Here is a 20,545-nt window from a genome sequence, read left to right as displayed (position 1 = left end):
TGATTAAGAAAAATGACCGCTTGTTGATTAGTACAGATTCTCTTTTTCGTACCAAATTCGGTTTACATACAAAAATGCTTTTCCGTTTGGGGTGGCTACTTCAATCTCATCTCCTTCGATTTTACCGATTAAAGCTCGCGCGACAGGGGCATCAATTGAAATCCAGTTCTTGGCAGGAGAAAACTCATCGCAACCTACAATGCGGTATTGTTTGAGTTCTCCCTCTTCATTTTCTAATTCTACCCAAGCGCCGAAGAAGACTTTGCCTTCTTGCTTCGGGTGATAATCCACAATTTGCAACACTTCTAGCCGTTTAGATAGAAAACGAATACGACGATCAATTTCACGCAAGCGACGTTTTCCGTAAATATATTCGGCATTTTCACTGCGATCACCTAAAGCGGCTGCATCAGAAACAGCTTGCGTGACTTTAGGGCGTTCATCTTTCCACAAAAACTTAAGTTCTTGATCTAATGCTTGCCAGCCTGATCGGGTGATGTAATTTGATTTTGACATTACGCTTTACTCAATAATAATTGTGCAAGCGTTCTCATACCTAAGCCCGTTGCACCTGCCGCCCATAAATCAGATGGCGTTTTACGGAAAGTGGCAGAAGCATCAATATGTAGCCAATTTTTGGCGTAATTTTCCACAAAATAAGATAAAAATGCGGTAGCCGTACTTGCACCTGCACCAACAGGCACTGAACCAATATTAGCAATATCTGCAAATTGCGAACTAATTTGATGACGATGAAACGCTTCAAAAGGTAAACGCCAGAATGGTTCTTGTGTTGTTTTCGCTGCATCAAACAGCGCATCAACTAGCTGATCATCTAGAGAAAGTACACTATGGTAGTCGTTGCCAACAGCAACTTTGGCTGCGCCAGTCAGCGTTGCGGCATCAATTAACATTTTGGCATTTTGTTTATCGGCTTCAATTAAGCCATCAGCTAATACTAAGCGACCTTCTGCATCCGTGTTTAACACTTCCACGCTTACGCCATTCGGGTAACGAATAATATCGCCTAATTTGAAGGCATTATGGCTAACCATATTTTCTGCACAGCAGAGGTATAATTTAACGCGCTGAGTTAAGCCTTGAGCAATCGCAAAACCTAGAGAAGCCGTCATTAACGCGGCGCCTCCCATGTCAGTGCGCATGGTGCTCATAGAGTCACTTGGTTTTAAACTGTAGCCGCCAGTATCAAAAGTAATGCCTTTGCCAACTAAGCAAGCCAGTACAGGGGCATTCGGATCGTTACTTGGATTAAAATCTAACTGCAACATCGCTGGTGGATTGGCAGAACCTTTTCCGACAGTCCAAATCCCAACATAACCTTGCTCACGCAATGCTTCGCCTGAAATGATTTTATAGTTAATGGCATTTTCTAACCCTACAGACTTAGCTTGTTCTGTTAAGAAATGTGCTGCTTTTTCTGCTAATAATTGGGGCGTAAGTTCATCAGAAGGGGCGTTAATCACATCACGCAAGAAAGCTGTGCATTGACGACGTTGTTCAAATTCAGCTTGTTTTGACAATACTGGATATTGCACGTTTCCTGGATTTTTTACACTGTAAAAACCTTGTTCAAATGCCCAACATTGTTCTAGCCCCCAGTTTTCACCGTTAAGGGCGACTTGTTCAATTCCTTGAGATTTAATTTTTCTTGCTGCACGTTGAATAGCACTGTGATCGTCAAAATCTTTAACATGAATTGTCATGCCTAATTCATTTGCAGAGAGGAGCGCATTTTTACCCCATTGTTCAGGTGCAGATGTTGTTGAAAGCGAAATTTGCATCGTCATAAGAAGTCCTTAAAAAAACAAAGCGGTCAGATTTTATCGTTATTTTGCAAAAATAGAGATAAATCCGACCGCTTGAAAAGAGAGAGGAGATTATTTACCGTCCCACGCACGAATTGCGTTCATACGGATGTTTACACGGCTTTGTGCATCGCCTTTGTAATAATCTTTCGCTAAACCGCCTTCCCAGTCACCATAGTTCGGGTTAGGTAATACGATGAATGTTTTACCAAATTTTGCTTGGTTTGCTTTGACGAAATCACGACGTTCTGCGTTAGATTTTTTATAAGTTGCATCGCCGAAGTCGTTTAAGTTATCACCTACGTAAACAACAATTTCATAGCCTTGTTTTTCAATATCAGCAAAACGTTCAGATTTGTTTGATTTGTCTTTTTTCAAATATAACGTTTGTTCGCTTACACCGGTAAAGCCTTCTTTTTTCATATCATCAATAGTTGCGGCTTTTTCTACGTCATCTTTACGGTTAGAAACATAGAACACGGTACCTTTGTGGCTGTTAACGTAGTTGTTAAATTCCACTGCACCTGGAATTGCAGGGGTTTGACGCGCGTTAACCCAACGCGTCCAGCTTTCGCTACCAAATGGTTGGTTGTTTTTCACTTGCCAGCCTGCATAAGCACTGTTATCTACCATGGTTTCATCTAAATCTACTACCACGGCTTTTTTCTTACCTTTTGCTACTTTTGCTTGGTCGAATGCAACTTTTGCGCTGTTAAATGCTTGGTATGCTAATGCTTGATATTCGCCTGATTCTTGCATCCAGTTAATACCCATTACTGCTTGTTGCTGTAATTGTGTTTCAGCGTGGTGCACAGGTTTAGAGGTACAAGCTGAAATAGCTAATGCTGTGGTAACAACCATAAGAGAAAGTTTGAATTGCTTCATAGTAATTTCCTTTTGCTAGTGTGAAATGAAAAAACGATTTAATAATGAATGTGTGAAATGTTACTCCTTTTGAGGATCACTGTCTATAAAATTTAGGCTACAAACAAGCGGTCTAATTTTATAAGCATTTTGCAGGTTTGGGTAATCCAGCAATTTTTGTAGCTTGTTTGGCTGGGCCATCAGGAAATAGACGTTGTAAGTATCGGCTAGTGCCTTTTTCTTCGCCGAATTTCTGTGCCATTGCTTTAACAAGCATACGAATGGCGGGAGAGGTTTGATATTCCTCGTAGAAATCACGCACTAAATAAATAATTTCCCAATGTTCTGGTGTTAATAGGATCCGTTCTTTTTCAGCGATTTTTTCTGCTAAGGCTTCAGACCAGTCTGAAAGGTTTTTGAGGTAACCCGCTTCATCAGTCGGGTAGTTTTGATCATTAAGTGAAATAGTATGCATCAATAAAAAGTGCCACAATTGTGGCACTCTCCTATATTAGATTTAGTGATTAGTCGTCGCTGCTTAATACGCCGAAGATTTGTAAGAAGCTGACGAATAAGTTATACAGTGAAACATATAAATCTACGGTTGCGCGAATATAGTTCGTTTCACCATTGTGGATAATATTGCTTGTGGTTAGTAATATTGCACCGCTTGAGAAGATGACAAATAAACCTGATAACGCTAAGCTTAATGCTGGGATATGAAGGAAAATATTGGCAATCACACCCACTAATAACACCACAAATAGTGCCATCATCATGCCGCTTAAAAACGACATATCTTTTTTGGTGGTTAACACGTAAGCAGAGCATGCAAAGAAAACTAATGCAGTTGCGCCTAATGCTAATGCGACAGCATCACCCAAACCTGCACCTAAATAGCGGTTTAAAATTGGGCCTAGGGTATAACCTAAAAAGCCGGTTAAAGCGAACACGCTTAAAATGCCTGCGCCACTGTTAGCTGTTGCATTGGTTAGGAATAATAAACCATAGAAGCCAGCAAGTACGCCCCACCATGGTAGTGCTGGTGCGTTCATTGACATCGCAACAAAAGCGATTACAGATGAGAAAACCAACGTCATACTAAGTAAAAGGTAAGTATTACGAAGTACTTTATGCGTTGATAATAGCGATTCAGATTGTGCGCTGCTATGCGCTAAACGATTTTCCATAATTTCTCCGTATTAAATAAGAATTGGATCACAATAGATTTGATCTAAATAAATCTTGTACAAATTATCGGTAAATACTATTAAAGTCAATCGAAAAATCTGCAAAATATATGATACACTTTCATCGAAAAATTAACCTCCGCAACTTTGCATTATGAAACTAAATTTTCCAACCTATTTAACCCTGTTTCGAGTGGTGCTCATTCCGCTTTTTGTGATGGCGTTTTATTTGCCGCCGCAATGGTATGCGCCTGAAATTTCAACGTTGATCTTCTTTATTGCTTCAATAACAGATGCTTTTGATGGTTATCTTGCCCGTAAGTGGAATCAAACCACTCGTCTTGGTGCATTTTTAGACCCAGTTGCGGATAAAGTTTTAGTGGCGGTGGCATTTGTTTGTGTGGTGGAGTATTACCATACATGGTGGGTGACGATTCCAGTTTGTATTATGATTGGACGGGAAATTTTAATTTCAGCATTGCGAGAATGGATGGCGGAAATTGGAGAGCGAGCAAGTGTGGCGGTTTCTATTTGGGGGAAAGTTAAAACAAGCGCACAAATGCTCGCACTTGGTGGCATGTTATGGCGCCAAAGTGAATTTATGGAAATTTTAGCTTTTATTCTATTATATGTGGCAGCTATTTTGACGATTTGGTCGATGCTGCAATATTTACAAGCCTCCAAATCAAGCTTATTAAAATTCTAATGATTTCCCCCTTCTTTGACGAAGGGGATTTTTTTATTATTATGTCTGAATTTGATTCTAAATCCTTTCTTGCGGATGTCCCGCATTTGCCTGGTGTTTATCGCATGTATGATGCCAGCAATACGATTATCTATGTTGGTAAGGCCAAAGATCTCAAAAAGCGCCTTTCAAGCTATTTTCGTAGCCAGCTTGCTAGTAAGAAAACCGAAGCACTGGTTGCTAACATCGCGCATATTGAAACGACGATTACCCATTCTGAAACGGAAGCATTGCTGTTAGAGCATAACTACATCAAAGAAAATCAGCCGAAATATAATGTTTTACTGCGTGACGATAAATCTTATCCTTATATCTTATTAACCAAGCACAAACATCCACGTGTAATGTCTTTTCGTGGGAGCAAAAAAGTTGCTGGTGAGTATTTCGGCCCTTATCCGAATGCTGGTGCAGTGCGTGAGAGTTTGAATTTATTACAAAAGTTATTTCCTATTCGACAATGTGAAGATAGCTATTACAAAAACCGTTCTCGGCCGTGTTTGCAATATCAAATTGGGCGTTGTTTAGCGCCTTGTGTCGAAGGCTATTGCAGTGAAGAGGCTTATGCGCAACAAGTGAATCTGGTACGGTTATTTTTACAAGGCAAGGATAGCCAAGTGGTACAGCATTTGGTAGAAAAAATGGAAACCGCGGCTGCCGATTTAGATTTTGAAGCGGCTGCACGTTTTCGTGATCAAATTCAAGCCGTACGCGCAGTACAAGAAAAACAGTTTGTCAGCAATGATCGCATCGATGACTTAGATATTCTCTCTATTGCGTATTTACACGGTCTAGCTTGCGTGCATATTCTGTTTGTGCGCCACGGCAAAGTGTTGGGTAATCGTTCTTATTTTCCAAAAGTGCCGAATAATACCGATTTAACTGAACTAGCAGATACTTTTGTTGGGCAGTTTTATTTGCAGATGAATCCACATCGAACAATGCCAAATCAGATCATCCTCGATCAAAAACTTTCTGATGCTGAAGCTTTGTCACAATTATTGAGTGAGCAAGCTGGCCACAAAGTTAGCATTATTGATAAAAGCGTACGAGGAGAGAAGAATCGTTATCTTGCCTTAGCAAGAACCAATGCTGAAGCCGCATTGTTACTGCAATTAAAACAAGATGACAACATTCGCAAGCGGTATGATTCTTTACAAGATTTGCTAAAAATGCCAGCGATTAAACGCATGGAGTGTTTCGATATTTCGCATACTATGGGCGAGCAAACAGTCGCTTCTTGCGTGGTTTTTGATGAAAATGGGCCATTAAAATCGGATTATCGTCGTTTTAACATTACAGGCATTACTGGCGGAGATGACTATGCGGCGATGGAGCAAGCACTGTTAAAACGTTATGACAAGCCACTTCCACCTGAAAAAATTCCAGACATTATTTTTATTGATGGAGGCAAAGGGCAACTTAATCGTGCGTTAGAAGTTTTCGATCGTTTACAGGTTGAATGGGATAAGCGCAAGCCATTGCTGATCGGTGTGGCAAAAGGCGTCGAGCGGAAAGCTGGTTTAGAAACGCTGATTATCAGTAAGTGGGATAAAGAAATTCACTTACCAATTGATAGTCCTGCGTTGCATCTTATTCAGCATATTCGTGATGAATCGCATAACCATGCGATCAGCGGGCATCGCAAAAAACGTCAAAAAGCGTTTACTGAAAGTGGATTAGAGTCGATTGCTGGCGTAGGCGCAAAACGCCGTCAGGCATTATTGAAGTATTTAGGCGGGATGCAAGGAGTAAAATCTGCAACCTTAGAAGAGATTCAATCCGTGCCAGGTATTTCTAAAGCCTTAGCAGAAGTCATTTTTGATACGCTACAAAATAGTTAATAACAAGCGGTTAAATTTTTAGAGATTTTCGCAAAATTGTTTGAAAATTTGACCGCTTGTTTTTTTATATTTCAAATAAGCAAACGTTTGCGTGATGTTTGGTAAAGCCGTATAATGCGCCAAGTTTTTTTCTTTTGAGGATCTTATGCAACAACTTCGCTATCCGGTGGATGCTAAACCACCGTTCGGATTAACCCTTCTTTTAGCCCTCCAACATCTTCTTGCTGCGCTTGGCGGCATTATCGCAGTACCATTAGTGATTGGTAACGTATTAAAGCTCCCGACCCCAGATACGATTGTATTAGTCAATGCTGCTTTATTAGTTTCTGGTGTGGTAACCATTATTCAATGTCGAGGAATTGGCCCGATTGGCCTTCGCTTACCAAGTGTAATGGGCACAAGTTTTACCTTTGTGGCTGCAGCGCTTGCTATTGGATTTAGTGAACACGGTGTTGCAGGTATTTTAGGGGCATCGTTGGTTGGTTCATTCGTAATGATTATCGGCAGTTTCTTTATGCCGTATGTACGCAAACTTTTCCCACCTGTGGTTACAGGCGTCGTGGTTATGATGATTGGTTTAAGTTTGATTCCAGTTGCGGTCGACTGGTTTGCGGGTGGGCAAAAAGGTGATCCTCATTATGCTGATCCAGCAAACTTAGCGATGGCAACTTTTGTGTTAGTGCTTGTGGTTATTTTAGTACAATGGGGGAAAGGTATTTTTTCTGCAGCCGCAATAGTGATTGGGATGATGATTGGTTATCTCGTGTCATTGGCGTTAGGCTTGATTGATTTCAGCGCGGTTAAAAGTGCAGATGCGGTAGCGATTCCACAACCGCTTCACTTTGGTTTGGCATTCCCGATTTCGGGGATTATTGGAATGTCTATTGCTTATTTGGTTACCATCGTTGAATCTAGCGGCAACTTTTTAGCGTTAGGTAATGCAACACAAACTGAAATTACCGGTAAGCACTTACGTGGTGGGGTACTTTGTGATGGTTTAGGTTCTGCATTTGCTGCAATTATGTCTACTACACCATTCTCATCATTTGCACAAAATATTGGCGTGATTTCTTTAACGGGTGTAGCAAGTCGTCATGTGGTTACTGTTATGGGAATATTATTAGTTTTCGCAGGTATCTTCCCATGGTTTGGTGCGTTAATTGTATCTATTCCAAGCCCTGTGCTAGGTGGTGCGGGGCTAATGATGTTTGCAATGATTATTGCAGCCGGTATTCAAATGTTAGACAAAGTTGAGCGTTCTAAACGTAACGGTTTAATTATTGCAATTTCCATTGGCTGTGGTTTAGCTGTGACTACGCGCCCAGAATTATTAGACAAATTACCAAGTTTCTTTAAAGAAGTTTTTGGCTCAGGGATTACGGTTGGTTCGATTTTGGCATTAGTGCTGAACTTAATTTTGCCAGAAGATAAAGCATAATTATTGATTGATGTAATCGGAAAAAGTCACTTGAAATCTTTTTCGGTTACCCTTATCTTACACGCAACCAAACGCCACAGGCATTTTGCGGTGGCGTTTTCTTATTCATTAAATTTTCAATTAAGGATGTATCTATGACTTTACAAGTAACTGACGCCACATTTGAGCAAGAAGTATTACAATCAGATGTCCCAGTGTTATTAGATTTTTGGGCACCGTGGTGTGGTCCATGCCGTATGGTGGCACCAATCTTAGATGAGTTATCAGAAGAGTTTGCTGGCCGTGCAAAAATTGCAAAAGTAAACGTAGATGAAAACCAACAAATTCCAGCGCAATTCGGTATTCGTTCTATTCCAACATTAATTTTATTTAAAAATGGTCAAGTAGTGGCGACTCAAGTAGGTGCATTACCAAAATCACAATTAGCAGCATTTGTTGAACAAGCGCTATAATTAAAATTCTTTTTACAGGCGAGGCATCCTCGCCTTTTTATTTGCAAAAAAATTGTTAAAAATGACCGCTTTTATTCGGTAAAGCCTAGCAAAATCAAGCGCAAATAGGTACAATCTTTGTTCATGCCTGTTTTGGGCCTGAAATGTTTTTGGGAGCAATTTATGTCGTTTCATTTATCAGACAATCAAGATCCTTGGGGAAGACCAGGACAAAAGAGGTCTGAACAACAAGGACAAGGTTCGGCACAAGAGCCAAAGCAAAAGAATGATCAACAACCACCTGATTTAGAAGAAGCATTTTCTAGCTTATTAAAAAAAATGGGTGGTAGTAATAACAATGGAAATAATCCGTCTTCGTTTACATTCGGCAAATTTTTACCTGCTATTTTAGGTATCGCTGCTGTGGTTTGGGGTGTTTCGGGTTTTTATACCGTGCAAGAAGCGGAACGTGGTGTGGTTTCACGTTTTGGTAAATTACATGAAGTTGTTATGCCGGGTTTAAACTGGAAACCTACATTTATTGACAGTGTGAGTTCAGTCAATGTGCAATTAGTCACGCCATTAAGCACCAAAGGGGCAATGTTGACCCAAGATGAAAATATGGTGCAGGTTGAAATGACTGTGCAATATCGTGTTGAAGATCCAGCTAAATATCTATTTAAGGTAGATAATCCTGAAGATAGCTTAAGACAAGCAATTGATAGTGCGTTACGTTATGTGGTTGGCCATATGAAAATGGACGATATTTTAACCACTGGGCGAACAACGGTCAGTGAAAAAACGCGTGAAGAGCTTAATAAAATTATCAATGCTTACGATATGGGCTTAGCCGTAATCGCAGTAAACTTAGATGATGCGCGCGCACCAGAAGAAGTGAAAGCTGCTTTTGATGATGCGATTAAAGCGCAAGAAGATGAACAACGCTTAATTCGTGAAGCTGAGGCTTATGCTCGTGGAAAAGAACCGCTAGCACGCGGTCAAGCACAACGCATTATTGAACAAGCAACGGCTTATAAAGAAAAAGTCGTATTAGAAGCGAAAGGGGAAGCCGCTCGCTTAGCGAAATTATTGCCTGAATACAAGGCTTCACCAGAGTTGATGCGTGAGCGTTTGTATTTACAAACAATGGAAAAAGTGATGGCAAATACACCAAAAGTTGTGATGGAAGGCTCATCACAATTAAACGTATTACCATTAGATAAGATGCTAAATAAAAATAGTGTGCAAGAGGTGAAAAAAGAACCTGTACAACCACCTTCAAATGTGGAGAACACTGCACCTACGCCAGTTGTCGTTGAAAAAAGCGTACAGCCAGTAGCCCAAACTGTTGAAAGTGTTCGCAAGGGGAGATTTTAATGCGTAAATTATTATTACCTGTGATAGCGATATGTGCTTTTGTACTGTTTCAATCTATTGTTATTGTGTCTGAAGGCGAACGTGGCATTATGCTACGCTTTAATAAAGTTCAGCGTGATGCGGAGCAAAAAGTGGTTGTCTATGATCCGGGTCTTCATTTTAAAGTGCCGTTTATTGATAGCATGAAACGTTTAGATGCACGTATTAAGACACTTGATCCGAAAGAAGCGCGTTTTATTACAGTTGAGAAAAAAGACTTACTCGTCAACTCTTATGTAAAATGGAAAATTAGCGATTTTGGACAATTTTATACTTCAACGGGCGGGAATTACCAAAAGGCGGAAGATTTATTACGCAGTAAAGTGAATGATCGTCTTCGTTCAGAGATCGGTTCCCGAACTATTAAAGATATTGTTTCAGGCTCACGCGGTGAAGTGATGGCTGGTGCACAAAAAGCTTTAAACAGTGGTGAAAGCGGTGCTGAAAAATTAGGTATTGAAGTGGTAGATGTTCGCGTTAAGCAAATTAACCTGCCAAATGAAGTGTCTTCTTCTATTTACCAACGGATGCGTGCAGAGCGTGATGCGGTCGCACGTGAACACCGTTCGCAAGGGGAAGAAAAAGCAGAGTTTATTCGTGCTGAAGTAGATAAGAAAGTAACTTTAATTGAAGCGAATGCGAAGAAAACAGCTGAAGAACTTCAAGGTGCTGGTGATGCTGAAGCGGCGAGAATCTATACCAATGTTTTGGGTAGTGAAGCTGAATTCTATGCGTTTATGCGTAGCTTAAAAGCTTATGAAGCAAGCTTTACTGAAAGTCAATCAAATATGTTGATTGTGAAACCTGACAGCGATTTCTTACGTTTTATGAAATCACCAACAAAATAGTTGTATCTAAAAGACCCTCATTTTAGGGTCTTTTTTACGTTTTTAAATGAAACTCAACCAAAAAGAGGCAATTCCTATGGGTAAAAGTGTGGCAATTCTCGGCGCGCAATGGGGCGATGAAGGGAAAGGTAAAATTGTTGATTTATTAACGGATCGTGTGAAGTATGTAGTACGCTACCAAGGTGGCCATAATGCAGGACACACTTTAATTATCAATGGCGAAAAAACAATTCTTCGCTTAATTCCAAGCGGCATTTTACATGATAACGTGACTTGTTTAATCGGTAACGGTGTTGTACTTTCCCCAGATGCGCTAATGAAAGAAATGGGTGAATTAGAAGCACGTGGTGTTAATGTTCGTGAGCGTTTAAAAATTTCAGAAGCTTGTCCATTAATTTTGCCTTACCATATTGCAATGGATCACGCGCGTGAAAATGCATTAGGTAAAAATAAAATTGGTACTACGGGTCGTGGTATTGGCCCTGCTTATGAAGATAAAGTTGCTCGTCGCGGTTTACGTGTAAGTGATTTATTTGATAAAGAAGCATTTGCAGAAAAATTAAAAGCGAACCTTGATTATTACAACTTCCAGTTAGTACATTATTACAAAGTTGAACCAGTCGATTTCCAAAAAACCTTAGATGAAGTGTTTGCGGTTGCAGATGTGATTAAATCGATGGTTGCGGATATCACCACGTTATTGCATAAAGCACGTGAAGCTGGCGAAAACATTTTATTCGAAGGGGCGCAAGGTACAATGTTAGATATTGACCATGGTACTTACCCATTCGTAACTAGTTCAAATACAACCGCAGGTGGCGTGGCTACTGGTTCAGGTTTTGGTCCTCGTCACTTAGATTATGTACTAGGCATTATTAAAGCATACTGTACGCGTGTAGGTAGTGGCCCATTCACAACAGAATTATTTGATGACATTGGTGCAGAAATTGCTCGTAAAGGAAACGAATTTGGTTCTGTAACTGGTCGTCCTCGCCGTTGTGGTTGGTTTGATGCGGTAGCGGTTCGTCGTGCAGTGCAAATTAACTCTATTTCAGGTTTCTGTATGACGAAATTAGACGTATTAGATGGCTTTGAAGAGTTAAAAATCTGTACAGCTTATAAATTACCAAATGGCGAAGTGGTAGAATATGCACCACTTGCAGCGAAAGATTGGGAAGGTGTTGAGCCAATTTATGAAACATTACCTGGTTGGTCTGAAAATACTTTCCGTGTAACGAAACGTGAAGAGCTTCCGCAAGCTGCATTAGATTATATCAAACGTATTGAAGAATTAGTTGGCGTACCAGTTGATATTCTTTCAACCGGCCCAGATCGTGTTGAAACAATGATTTTACGCGATCCATTTGCAGCATAATTTACTCACGCGAAACTAAAACTAAGCACGGAGAGCCTTTCTCCGTGTTTTTATTTTAGATTTGGTAAAATTCTTTTAAAATACGACCGCTTGTTACTAAATTAGAATCTCATATGAAATTTATTATTAAACTTTTCCCTGAAATCATGATTAAAAGCGATTCGGTACGTAAACGCTTTATCAAAATTTTAACTTCCAATATCCGTAATGTCTTGCTGCGTGAAACTGAAAATGTGGCGGTTATTCGTAATTGGGATTTTATTGAAGTTCGCGCCAAAGTTGCAGAAGAAGCACCAATGGTGCTTGATTTGCTGCAACGTACTCCGGGCATTCACCATATTTTAGAAGTAGAAGAATATCCATTTGAAACGATGCACGATATTTTTGAACAAACATTGGCTCAAGTTCGTCCACAACTTGAAGGTAAAACGTTCTGCGTTCGTGTGCGCCGTAAAGGAAAACATGAGTTCCGTTCATTAGATGTTGAACGTTATGTTGGTGGTGGACTGAATCAACATATTGAAAGTGCGCGTGTGAAATTGACCCAACCCGATGTAACAATTCGCATTGATATTGAGCACGATAAAATGTTACTGGTTAAAGCACGTCATGAAGGTTTGGGGGGATACCCAATTGGTACGCAAGAAGATGTATTATCATTGATTTCTGGCGGATTTGATTCTGGCGTTTCAAGCTATATGTTGATTCGTCGTGGTTCACGTGTACATTATTGTTTCTTTAATTTAGGTGGTGCTGCGCATGAAATTGGTGTGAAACAAATGGCATACCATATTTGGAGCCGTTACAGTACTTCGCATAAAGTCCGCTTTGTCGCAATCAATTTCGAGAATGTGGTTGGAGAGATTTTAGAAAAAGTCGATAACGGACAAATGGGGGTTGTACTAAAACGTATGATGGTTCGTGCAGCAAGTAAAGTGGCACAGCGTTTTGATATTCAGGCGATTGTGACGGGTGAAGCATTAGGTCAAGTTTCTAGCCAAACTTTAACTAACTTACGTTTAATTGATAAAGCAGCCGATGCGCTTGTACTTCGTCCGTTAATTACCCATGATAAAGAGCAAATTATTGCAATGGCGAAAACGATTGGTACGGATGATATTGCAAAATCTATGCCAGAGTTTTGTGGGGTAATTTCTAAAAATCCAACTGTGAAGGCGATTGAAAGCCGTATTCTTGAAGAAGAAGGGCATTTTAACTTTGATGTATTGGAAGAAGCGGTTCAACAAGCGAAATATTTAGATATTCGTGAGATTGCTCAGCAAACAGAGCAAGAAGTTACATCCGTAGAAACTACTTCTGAATTAGGTGAAAATGATGTGATTTTAGATATTAGAAGTCCAGAAGAAACAGAAGAATCGCCATTCACTTTAGAAGGTGTCACTGTTAAAGTATTGCCATTTTATAAGTTATCCAGCCAGTTTGGCAGTTTAGATCAATCTAAACAATATTTGCTTTATTGCCAGCGTGGCGTAATGAGTAAATTACAAGCACTCTATCTCAAGGAAAATGGCTTTAGCAATGTAAAAGTGTTTCGAATGAAATAGAAAGGTAAATAAAGAAATCTGCATTAAAAGGTTTATTAACTGATTAGATGCAGATTTTTATTTTAGAAGCTAAGAACATTATAAAAGAACGCACCAAAATAGAGGCGTAAATAGACTATAGTTTCTTAAATTTGATTAAATAACAATTTTTTGTTAGAATTCATTCTCTTTTGGAAACAATCCTTTCAATTTCTACTGAGCGTTTCCTTCAAAATCGCACTTCTCTGTGCTGTCAATAGCATGCGATCGCATGCGTTATTTACATCTTGCATTATCTTAATAAAAACATATTTTTTACTTTCAACTTAATTTAAATAAGGGGAACAGTTTGTCTTTATCTCAATTTATGGAAAAGCGAACGTCATTTAATCCATTTGTGATTTTTATGACACTTTTATTTGTAAGCTCATTAGTGGGGGTCACGTTATTGCTGCCTGAACAAACCCAAACATTTTTAAATGTAGCGAAGAACGCTATTTTTTCACATTTTAGTTGGTTTTATATTTTAGCCTTTTCAATTGTTCTGTGCTTTTTAGTCATTTTATCAGTGAGCAATTTAGGTAATATCAAATTAGGGCAGGACGAGGATATGCCTGAATTTAGTTTTATCTCATGGCTTGCCATGTTATTTGCTGCGGGAATGGGTGTCGGCTTGATGTTTTTTGGTGTGGCAGAACCTTTAAGTCATTATCCTTCAAGCATAACCACAGGCGGAGCAGAGCATAAACAGCAGGAAGCCTTATTGCATACCGTCTTTCACTGGGGCATGCATGCGTGGGCGGTTTATGGCACCATTGCGCTTGCGTTAGCTTATTTTGGTTTTCGCTATAAATTACCTTTAGCACTACGTTCTTGTTTTTATCCACTCTTAAAAGAGCGAATTAACGGCAAGTTAGGTGATGCTATCGACATTATGGCGCTACTTTCAACTTTATTTGGGATTATTACTACATTAGGTTATGGCGCCGCCCAACTTGGTGCAGGTTTAGTCCAATTAGGCTGGATTAGTGAAAATAATTTTGGGTTACAAATTGCCATTATTGTTGTTGTCATGGGGCTAGCTATTTTTTCTGCTATTTCTGGTGTGGGAAAAGGCGTCAAAATACTGAGCGAACTCAATTTAGGGTTAGCCTTTACTTTGTTACTCTTTGTGTTAGTAACTGGCCCAACACTCTATTTGCTGTCGGCATTTAGCGATAATATTGGTAACTATTTAAGCAATATTTTGCAATTAAGTTTTAAAACTTATGCTTATGAGCAAGAAAATACAGATTGGTTTAGTGGTTGGACAATTTTATATTGGGCATGGTGGTGTTCATGGGCGCCATTTGTGGGGCTATTTATTGCTCGAATTTCCAAAGGGCGCACAATTCGTGAGTTTATCTTTGGTGTATTAGTGATTCCAACACTTTTTGGCATTTTATGGTTTACAGTATTTGGTAACACAGCAATCTGGCTAGAAGATCACGTTGCTAACGGCGAGTTAGGCAAAATGGTTTCATCACCAGAAATTTTGCTCTTTAAATTTTTAGACTATTTACCGTTACCCGCAATAACGGGCATCGTAAGTTTAGTGATTATTGCATTATTCTTTATTACTTCAGCCGACTCGGGAATTTATGTATTAAACAATATTGCTTCTCGAGATAAAAGTTTGGCAGCACCTCGTTGGCAAGCCATGATGTGGGGCGGAATAATGTCTTTGGTTGCGATTGTGTTAATGAATGTTGGTGGACTGGCAAATTTACAGTCAATGACACTAATTGTGGCATTACCCTTTGCGATGTTAATGCTGGTAATGTGTTTTAGTTTGTGGAAAGGTTTAAATGCTGATAAACAATACTTTGCCACTAAAGTAACGCCAAGTACGGTATTTTGGACGGGAAATAAATGGCGAGAGCATCTTGAACAAATGATGAATCAAACCCAAGAGCGAGATATTCTTCGTTTCTTAAAACATAAAGCGCTTCCTGCAATGCGAGAGCTTCGTCAAGAATTGATTGGTAAGTATGGTTTTGTTGTGCATATCAATACGTTGTTTGAACAAGAAGAACCCGCAGTGGAATTCATCATTCAAAAAGAATCGTTACGAGATTTTATGTATGGGATTAAATCGGTTGGCAGAGAAGTTTCAGAACAGTTGATTAACGATGAAAACTTGCCTCATATTCAGCATAGTACAACCTATGAGCCTTATACTTACTTCTTTGATGGGCGAGTGGGATATGATGTGCAGTATATGAATAAAGAAGAACTGATTGCGGATATTCTTAAACAATATGAACGCTATCTCAGCTTATTAGAAAGCGTTGGGCAGGAATTGATGGCTCACGAACAGACTGAATTAGCCGAGTAGCATAAAACAAGCGGTCGGTTTTTCCTTATTTTTTGCAAAATTTGGGAGAAATACGACCGCTTGTATTACATTATTCTGTTTGTTCTTTGACTTTTTTGCCGTTATTCCATTCGATTACGCGGTAGGGGGTCGCAACACCGTTGTCATTCCGGAAAAACACTTCTTTGCCGTGTTTTACTTTACCGTTCATTTCTTGCATGTGTACTTCTAGGTCATTTTTATATTGCCAAATGACAACTAGCTTACCACTTTCATCGTATTCGTGGGAAAAACCATCCGCTAAATTATTTTTATAGTCAATAGCCGCTTTTACTTTGCCATTTTCCCAGTAGTGCATAATTTTGCCGTGTATTTCACCTTGATCATTATAGCGCATGGTGCTTTTTAGTTTGCCGCTCGGATAGTAAATCGGTGATTCACCAATAACTCTGCCATTTGGGCCAATAGTGAATATATTTTTAACCACATTTGAACCGTCATGATAAACGACACAACGTTGGTTGCCATGGTTATCAAATGTGCAGTCGCCTGTTGGATCAAAAGCATAAACATTTCCAGCAATCGTTGCTAATGAAATTAACCACCATTTTTTCATAAATTTTTCCTTTTAAAGAGAGAAATGAATTCACTCAATTTTAGCATAGTTTTCTAAAAGTTGAGTGAATTTCTATAGTATATTGAGGTAACTTTTTATCGTTATCTATTTTATGTCAGCAATGGTATTTAAAATCCGCTTATCTGAAATTGGGTATTTTGTACCCAGTTGTTGTGCAAATAAACTAACTCTTAGTTCTTCAATCATATAACGAATTTCTAACACTTCAGCCGGTATAGCTTTGGATTTTGGTAGTTTAGCCAAAAGCTGTTTATAAGCTTCTTGTACCTGTTCGACTCGTAACATTTTAGCTCGGTCGGTATTGGTATCCGTGCCAAGTTTGTCCAAGCGTTTTCCGATAGCGGTCAAATATCGGTAAAGATCTGCAAGTCGTTCAAAGCCTGCTTGGGTGACGAAATTTGGATAGATTAAACCAGCGAGTTGCGTTTTTATATCCGAGAGCGCAAATGCCATTGTAAAATCCATCTTACCTTTCATGCGTTTGTTTAGCTCGAAAGCAAGGGTTAATGATTTTTCCACTTGTAGGGCAATTTCCACCGTTGTTTCGTTTAAATTAGCGCGAACAAATTCATGCAATGCATTAAATTTTTCTTCTGTCCACACAAAGCCACCAAATTCTTCGATCAATTTATCAACTGCGCAGGCAATGCAGTCATCAATCAATTCCACCACTTTGCCAAATGGGGCAAAATAAAGTCCGAGTTTGGCTTTGTTGGGCAGTTTCTCGTGTAAATATTTAATAGGTGAAGGAATATTCAATAGCAATAAACGGCGCAGCCCTGCTTGCATGGCTTGTTGTTGTTCAGCTTCTGTTTCAAAGAGTTTAATGCCTACTGCATTTTTCTCATCCACAATGGCGGGATAAGCTTTTACGCTGAAATTTGCTTTTTTCTGCTCATAGCATTGTGGCAATTCTGCAAATTGCCATAAATGTAGACCACTTTGTTCAATGCCATCATCAGCAATATGCGAAAGTGCTGTTTTGACTTCATCTTTAAGTTGGAATTTCAACGCATCTAAATCTTCACTTTCAGAGAGTGTTTTTCCTTTTTCATCCACCACTTTAAAATTCATTTTTAAATGTGAGGGCAGTTGTGATAAATCCCATAATTCTGGAGCAATAGTCACGCCTGTCATTTTACGCAGCTCATCACTTAGGCTTTGTAATAATGGTTTTTTAAATGGCTCTGCACGCGCTAAAAAGGCTTCCGCATAATTTGGTGCGGGCACAAAATTCCGGCGAGTGGCTTTTGGCAGTGCTTTAATGAGGCTGATGACTAATTCATGACGAAGCCCTGGAATTTGCCAATCAAAGCCTTCTGGCTCAATTTGATTCAGTAATGGCAATGGAATATGCACCGTAACACCATCAGATTCTGCGCTAATATCAAATTGATAGCTTAATTTCAGTTTGAGATTGCCTTGATACCAAAAATTCGGGAAATCTAACTCTGAGACCTTATTGGCGCCTTTATTGATTAAGAAGGATTTTTCAAAATTCAGTAATTCTGGATTAGCTTTACTTGCTTTTTTCCACCAGCTATCAAAATGGCGACTAGACACGACTTCTGTGCCAACACGCTGATCGTAAAAATCAAACAATACTTGTTCATCAACCAAAATATCTCGACGGCGAGATTTATGTTCTAAATCTTCCACCTCTTTGATCAAGCGGTTATTTTCTTTGAAAAATTTGTAATTGTTGACCCATTCGCCTTCTACCATCGCAGAGCGAATAAAAATTTCTCGGCTAATAGCAGGATCTATCGCACCGTAATTGACTGGGCGATTGCTGACAATCGGCACGCCATAAAGCGCAACTTTTTCATACGCCATCACAGCCCCTTTTGATTTTGCCCAATGTGGTTCGCTATAGCTACTTTTCACTAAATGTTGCGCTAATGGTTCAATCCATTCTGGCTCAATTTTCGCAACAGTTCTTGCCCATAATTTGGTGGTTTCAACTAATTCTGAGGCAATGATCCATTTCGGCTGTTTTTTGAAAAGCGCAGAGGTCGGAAAAATGAAAAATTGGGCGTTTCTTGCCCCTAAATAATGCATTTTTTCACTATCTTTCAAGCCGATATGTGAGAGCAAACCTGCTAATAAAGCCGTGTGAATTTGCTGATAATTTGCTTCGAGTGTGTTAATTGGCAAGCCCATTTCTCGTACTGATAAGCGCAGCTGATGGTAAATATCTTGCCATTCACGGACACGAAGATAATTGAGAAAATCTTTCTGGCATTGTTTGCGGAATTGATTTTTGCTCAATGCTTTTTGCTGGGTTTGGATGTAATGCCACAGATTCACAAAAGCTAAAAAATCAGAATCTTTATCTGCAAAGCGGCGATGTTTTTCATCCGAGGCTTGTTGTTTTTCTTGTGGTCTTTCTCTTGGATCTTGAATAGAAAGAGCAGACACAATCATCATTACTTCGTGCAAACTGCCATTTTTAGCGGCTTCAATCACCATTCGACCTAAACGGGGATCAATCGGTAGTTGGGCAAGTTGGCGACCAATTTGAGTTAATTCCCGCTTTTCACCAAATTTAGTTTTACGCGTTTTAAAGGCTTGTAATTCTTCAAGCAAGCGAATACCGTCTTGAATTTGTCGAATATCAGGAGAATCAACAAATGGGAAAGCGGTAATATCACTTAAGCCAAGCGAATTCATCTGTAAAATTACCGAGGCCAAATTAGTACGAAGAATTTCTGGATCGGTAAATTCAGGGCGACTGTTAAAATCTTCCTCTGAATATAAGCGAATACAAATCCCTTCGGACGTTCGACCGCATCGACCTTTACGCTGATTTGCCGAAGCTTGAGAAATAGGCTCAATCGGTAAACGTTGTACTTTTGTGCGATAACTATAACGAGAAATCCGTGCCGTCCCCGTATCAATAACATATTTAATGTTTGGAATCGTTAATGAAGTTTCTGCCACGTTAGTTGCAAGAATTACACGATTTAACCCGCTTGGACGGAAAATCCGTTGTTGTTCTTCGGCTGAAAGACGGGCATATAGTGGCAGAATTTCAGTAAAACGAAGTTCCTGTTTTTGTAAGGCTTCTGCAGTATCGCGGATTTCACGTTCGCCGTTCATAAAAATCAGAATATCGCCTCGGCCTTCAGCTTGTAGCTCATCAACCGCATTTAAAATGCCTTGAAGTTGGTCTTGATCCTCTTCTTCTACGATTGGACGATAACGAACTTCTACAGGGAAAGTTCTGCCTGAAACTTCAATAATTGGCGCATTATTAAAATGGCGTGAGAAGCGTTCTACATCAATGGTTGCAGAAGTAATAATGACTTTTAAATCTGGGCGTTTGGCTAGAATTTGTTTGAGGTAGCCCAAAATAAAATCATTGTTCAAGCTCCGTTCATGAGCCTCGTCAATAATCAACGTATCATATTGATTTAAGTAGCGATCGGTTTGAATTTCTGCCAGTAAAATCCCGTCAGTCATTAACTTAACCAAAGTATTTTCGCTAACTTGGTCGTTAAAACGAACTTTATAACCTACGGTGGAGCCCATTTCAGAACCAAGCTCTTCGGCAATTCGGTTTGCGACCGAACGTGCGGCAATTCGACGAGGCTGAGTGTGCCCGATCAAGCCATTAACGCCACGTCCTAGCTCTAAACACATTTTAGGCAGCTGGGTGGTTTTGCCTGAGCCAGTTTCCCCTGCAATGACTACGACTTGGTTTTCTGCAATCAGTTTTAGAATTTCTTCACGGCGTGCAGAAACAGGTAAATCAGGATAGCTGATTTTCAGATTTTCAAGCTGAGTTTTACGAGTAGCAAAATGAGCTTGCGCAGATAAGATAGATTGCTCAATTTCTGCAATCACAGCTTGCTTGGTATCTGATTTTTTTACGTTAGATAAGCCATGAATACGAGAGCGCAAACGGCGATAATCACTGGTTGTGATATTTTTTAATTGCGCAATTAACGCTTTTTGCGTCTCATCAAGCGGTCTGTTTTGGTGATTTTTTTGCATATTTATAAAAAGATTATTCAATCAGAGATGAAATG

The 20,545-nt window shown here is 39.5% G+C and carries 16 protein-coding genes; 9 read left to right on the top strand and 7 right to left on the bottom strand.

The genetic code is table 11. The features are described 5' to 3' along the window. Positions 1-27 precede the first annotated feature (27 nt). The 5 genes from greB to HMPREF1128_RS05100 all read right to left on the bottom strand — a co-directional run bounded on the left by greB (position 28) and on the right by HMPREF1128_RS05100 (position 3,880). On the bottom strand, positions 28-516 hold the full coding sequence (gene greB / locus HMPREF1128_RS05120; RefSeq protein ID WP_007524353.1) for a transcription elongation factor GreB: 489 nt from the start codon (positions 514-516) through the stop codon (positions 28-30). After that, entirely contained in the window at positions 516-1,802 is a 1,287-nt protein-coding gene (gene pepB, locus HMPREF1128_RS05115) for an aminopeptidase PepB (protein ID WP_010129740.1), read from the bottom strand. Before pepB ends, greB begins: the two co-directional genes overlap by 1 nt. Before the next feature lie 96 nt (positions 1,803-1,898). Further along, a complete protein-coding gene (locus HMPREF1128_RS05110) occupies positions 1,899-2,711 on the bottom strand; it encodes a 5'-nucleotidase, lipoprotein e(P4) family (RefSeq protein WP_007524638.1) in 813 nt (270 codons plus the stop codon). Between the two features lie 118 nt (positions 2,712-2,829). Further along, entirely contained in the window at positions 2,830-3,165 is a 336-nt protein-coding gene (locus tag HMPREF1128_RS05105) for a TusE/DsrC/DsvC family sulfur relay protein (RefSeq protein WP_010129743.1), read from the bottom strand. Between the two features lie 49 nt (positions 3,166-3,214). Beyond that, on the bottom strand, positions 3,215-3,880 hold the full coding sequence (locus HMPREF1128_RS05100; protein WP_007525525.1) for a Bax inhibitor-1 family protein: 666 nt from the start codon (positions 3,878-3,880) through the stop codon (positions 3,215-3,217). 154 nt (positions 3,881-4,034) lie between these two features. On the opposite strand from HMPREF1128_RS05100, the gene pgsA reads away from it, so the two are divergent. The 9 genes from pgsA (at position 4,035) to HMPREF1128_RS05055 (ending at position 15,895) form a co-directional block, all read left to right on the top strand. Next, positions 4,035-4,586 (top strand): CDP-diacylglycerol--glycerol-3-phosphate 3-phosphatidyltransferase, encoded by a 552-nt coding sequence (pgsA, locus tag HMPREF1128_RS05095; protein WP_007524739.1) that lies wholly within the window; start codon positions 4,035-4,037, stop codon positions 4,584-4,586. A 41-nt stretch (positions 4,587-4,627) separates the two neighbouring features. Continuing rightward, positions 4,628-6,466 (top strand): excinuclease ABC subunit UvrC, encoded by a 1,839-nt coding sequence (gene uvrC / locus HMPREF1128_RS05090; protein ID WP_010129744.1) that lies wholly within the window; start codon positions 4,628-4,630, stop codon positions 6,464-6,466. A 145-nt stretch (positions 6,467-6,611) separates the two neighbouring features. Continuing rightward, the gene (locus HMPREF1128_RS05085) at positions 6,612-7,904 is read left to right on the top strand and encodes a nucleobase:cation symporter-2 family protein (RefSeq protein WP_007524633.1); all 1,293 of its coding nucleotides are present in this window, start codon (positions 6,612-6,614) and stop codon (positions 7,902-7,904) included. 134 nt (positions 7,905-8,038) lie between these two features. Continuing rightward, the gene (trxA, locus tag HMPREF1128_RS05080; RefSeq protein WP_007525543.1) at positions 8,039-8,356 is read left to right on the top strand and encodes a thioredoxin; all 318 of its coding nucleotides are present in this window, start codon (positions 8,039-8,041) and stop codon (positions 8,354-8,356) included. A gap of 162 nt (positions 8,357-8,518) precedes the next feature. After that, entirely contained in the window at positions 8,519-9,712 is a 1,194-nt protein-coding gene (gene hflK / locus HMPREF1128_RS05075; RefSeq protein ID WP_007524161.1) for an FtsH protease activity modulator HflK, read from the top strand. Beyond that, complete coding sequence (gene hflC, locus HMPREF1128_RS05070; protein ID WP_007524857.1) at positions 9,712-10,599, top strand: protease modulator HflC; 888 nt, start codon at positions 9,712-9,714, stop codon at positions 10,597-10,599. Before hflK ends, hflC begins: the two co-directional genes overlap by 1 nt. 76 nt (positions 10,600-10,675) lie before the next feature. Then, complete coding sequence (locus HMPREF1128_RS05065; RefSeq protein WP_007525331.1) at positions 10,676-11,974, top strand: adenylosuccinate synthase; 1,299 nt, start codon at positions 10,676-10,678, stop codon at positions 11,972-11,974. A gap of 113 nt (positions 11,975-12,087) precedes the next feature. After that, positions 12,088-13,539, top strand: a complete 1,452-nt coding sequence (gene thiI, locus HMPREF1128_RS05060) for a tRNA uracil 4-sulfurtransferase ThiI (protein ID WP_007524437.1) — start codon at positions 12,088-12,090, stop codon at positions 13,537-13,539. Between the two features lie 328 nt (positions 13,540-13,867). Then, entirely contained in the window at positions 13,868-15,895 is a 2,028-nt protein-coding gene (locus tag HMPREF1128_RS05055; RefSeq protein ID WP_007524593.1) for a BCCT family transporter, read from the top strand. Between the two features lie 70 nt (positions 15,896-15,965). On the opposite strand, the gene HMPREF1128_RS05050 is transcribed toward HMPREF1128_RS05055, so the two are convergent. Further along, a complete protein-coding gene (locus HMPREF1128_RS05050) occupies positions 15,966-16,490 on the bottom strand; it encodes a toxin-antitoxin system YwqK family antitoxin (RefSeq protein WP_007524624.1) in 525 nt (174 codons plus the stop codon). Positions 16,491-16,595: 105 nt separating this feature from the next. Next, positions 16,596-20,510, bottom strand: coding sequence for an ATP-dependent RNA helicase HrpA (gene hrpA, locus HMPREF1128_RS05045; RefSeq protein ID WP_007524472.1), 3,915 nt, complete (start codon positions 20,508-20,510; stop codon positions 16,596-16,598). Positions 20,511-20,545: the final 35 nt, after the last annotated feature.

The sequence above is a fragment of the Haemophilus sputorum HK 2154 genome, from assembly GCF_000287615.1.
GTDB lineage: Bacteria > Pseudomonadota > Gammaproteobacteria > Enterobacterales > Pasteurellaceae > Haemophilus_A > Haemophilus_A sputorum.
Note: the sequence above shows the minus strand (reverse complement) of the source record. Positions and strands in the feature narration are given on the sequence as shown.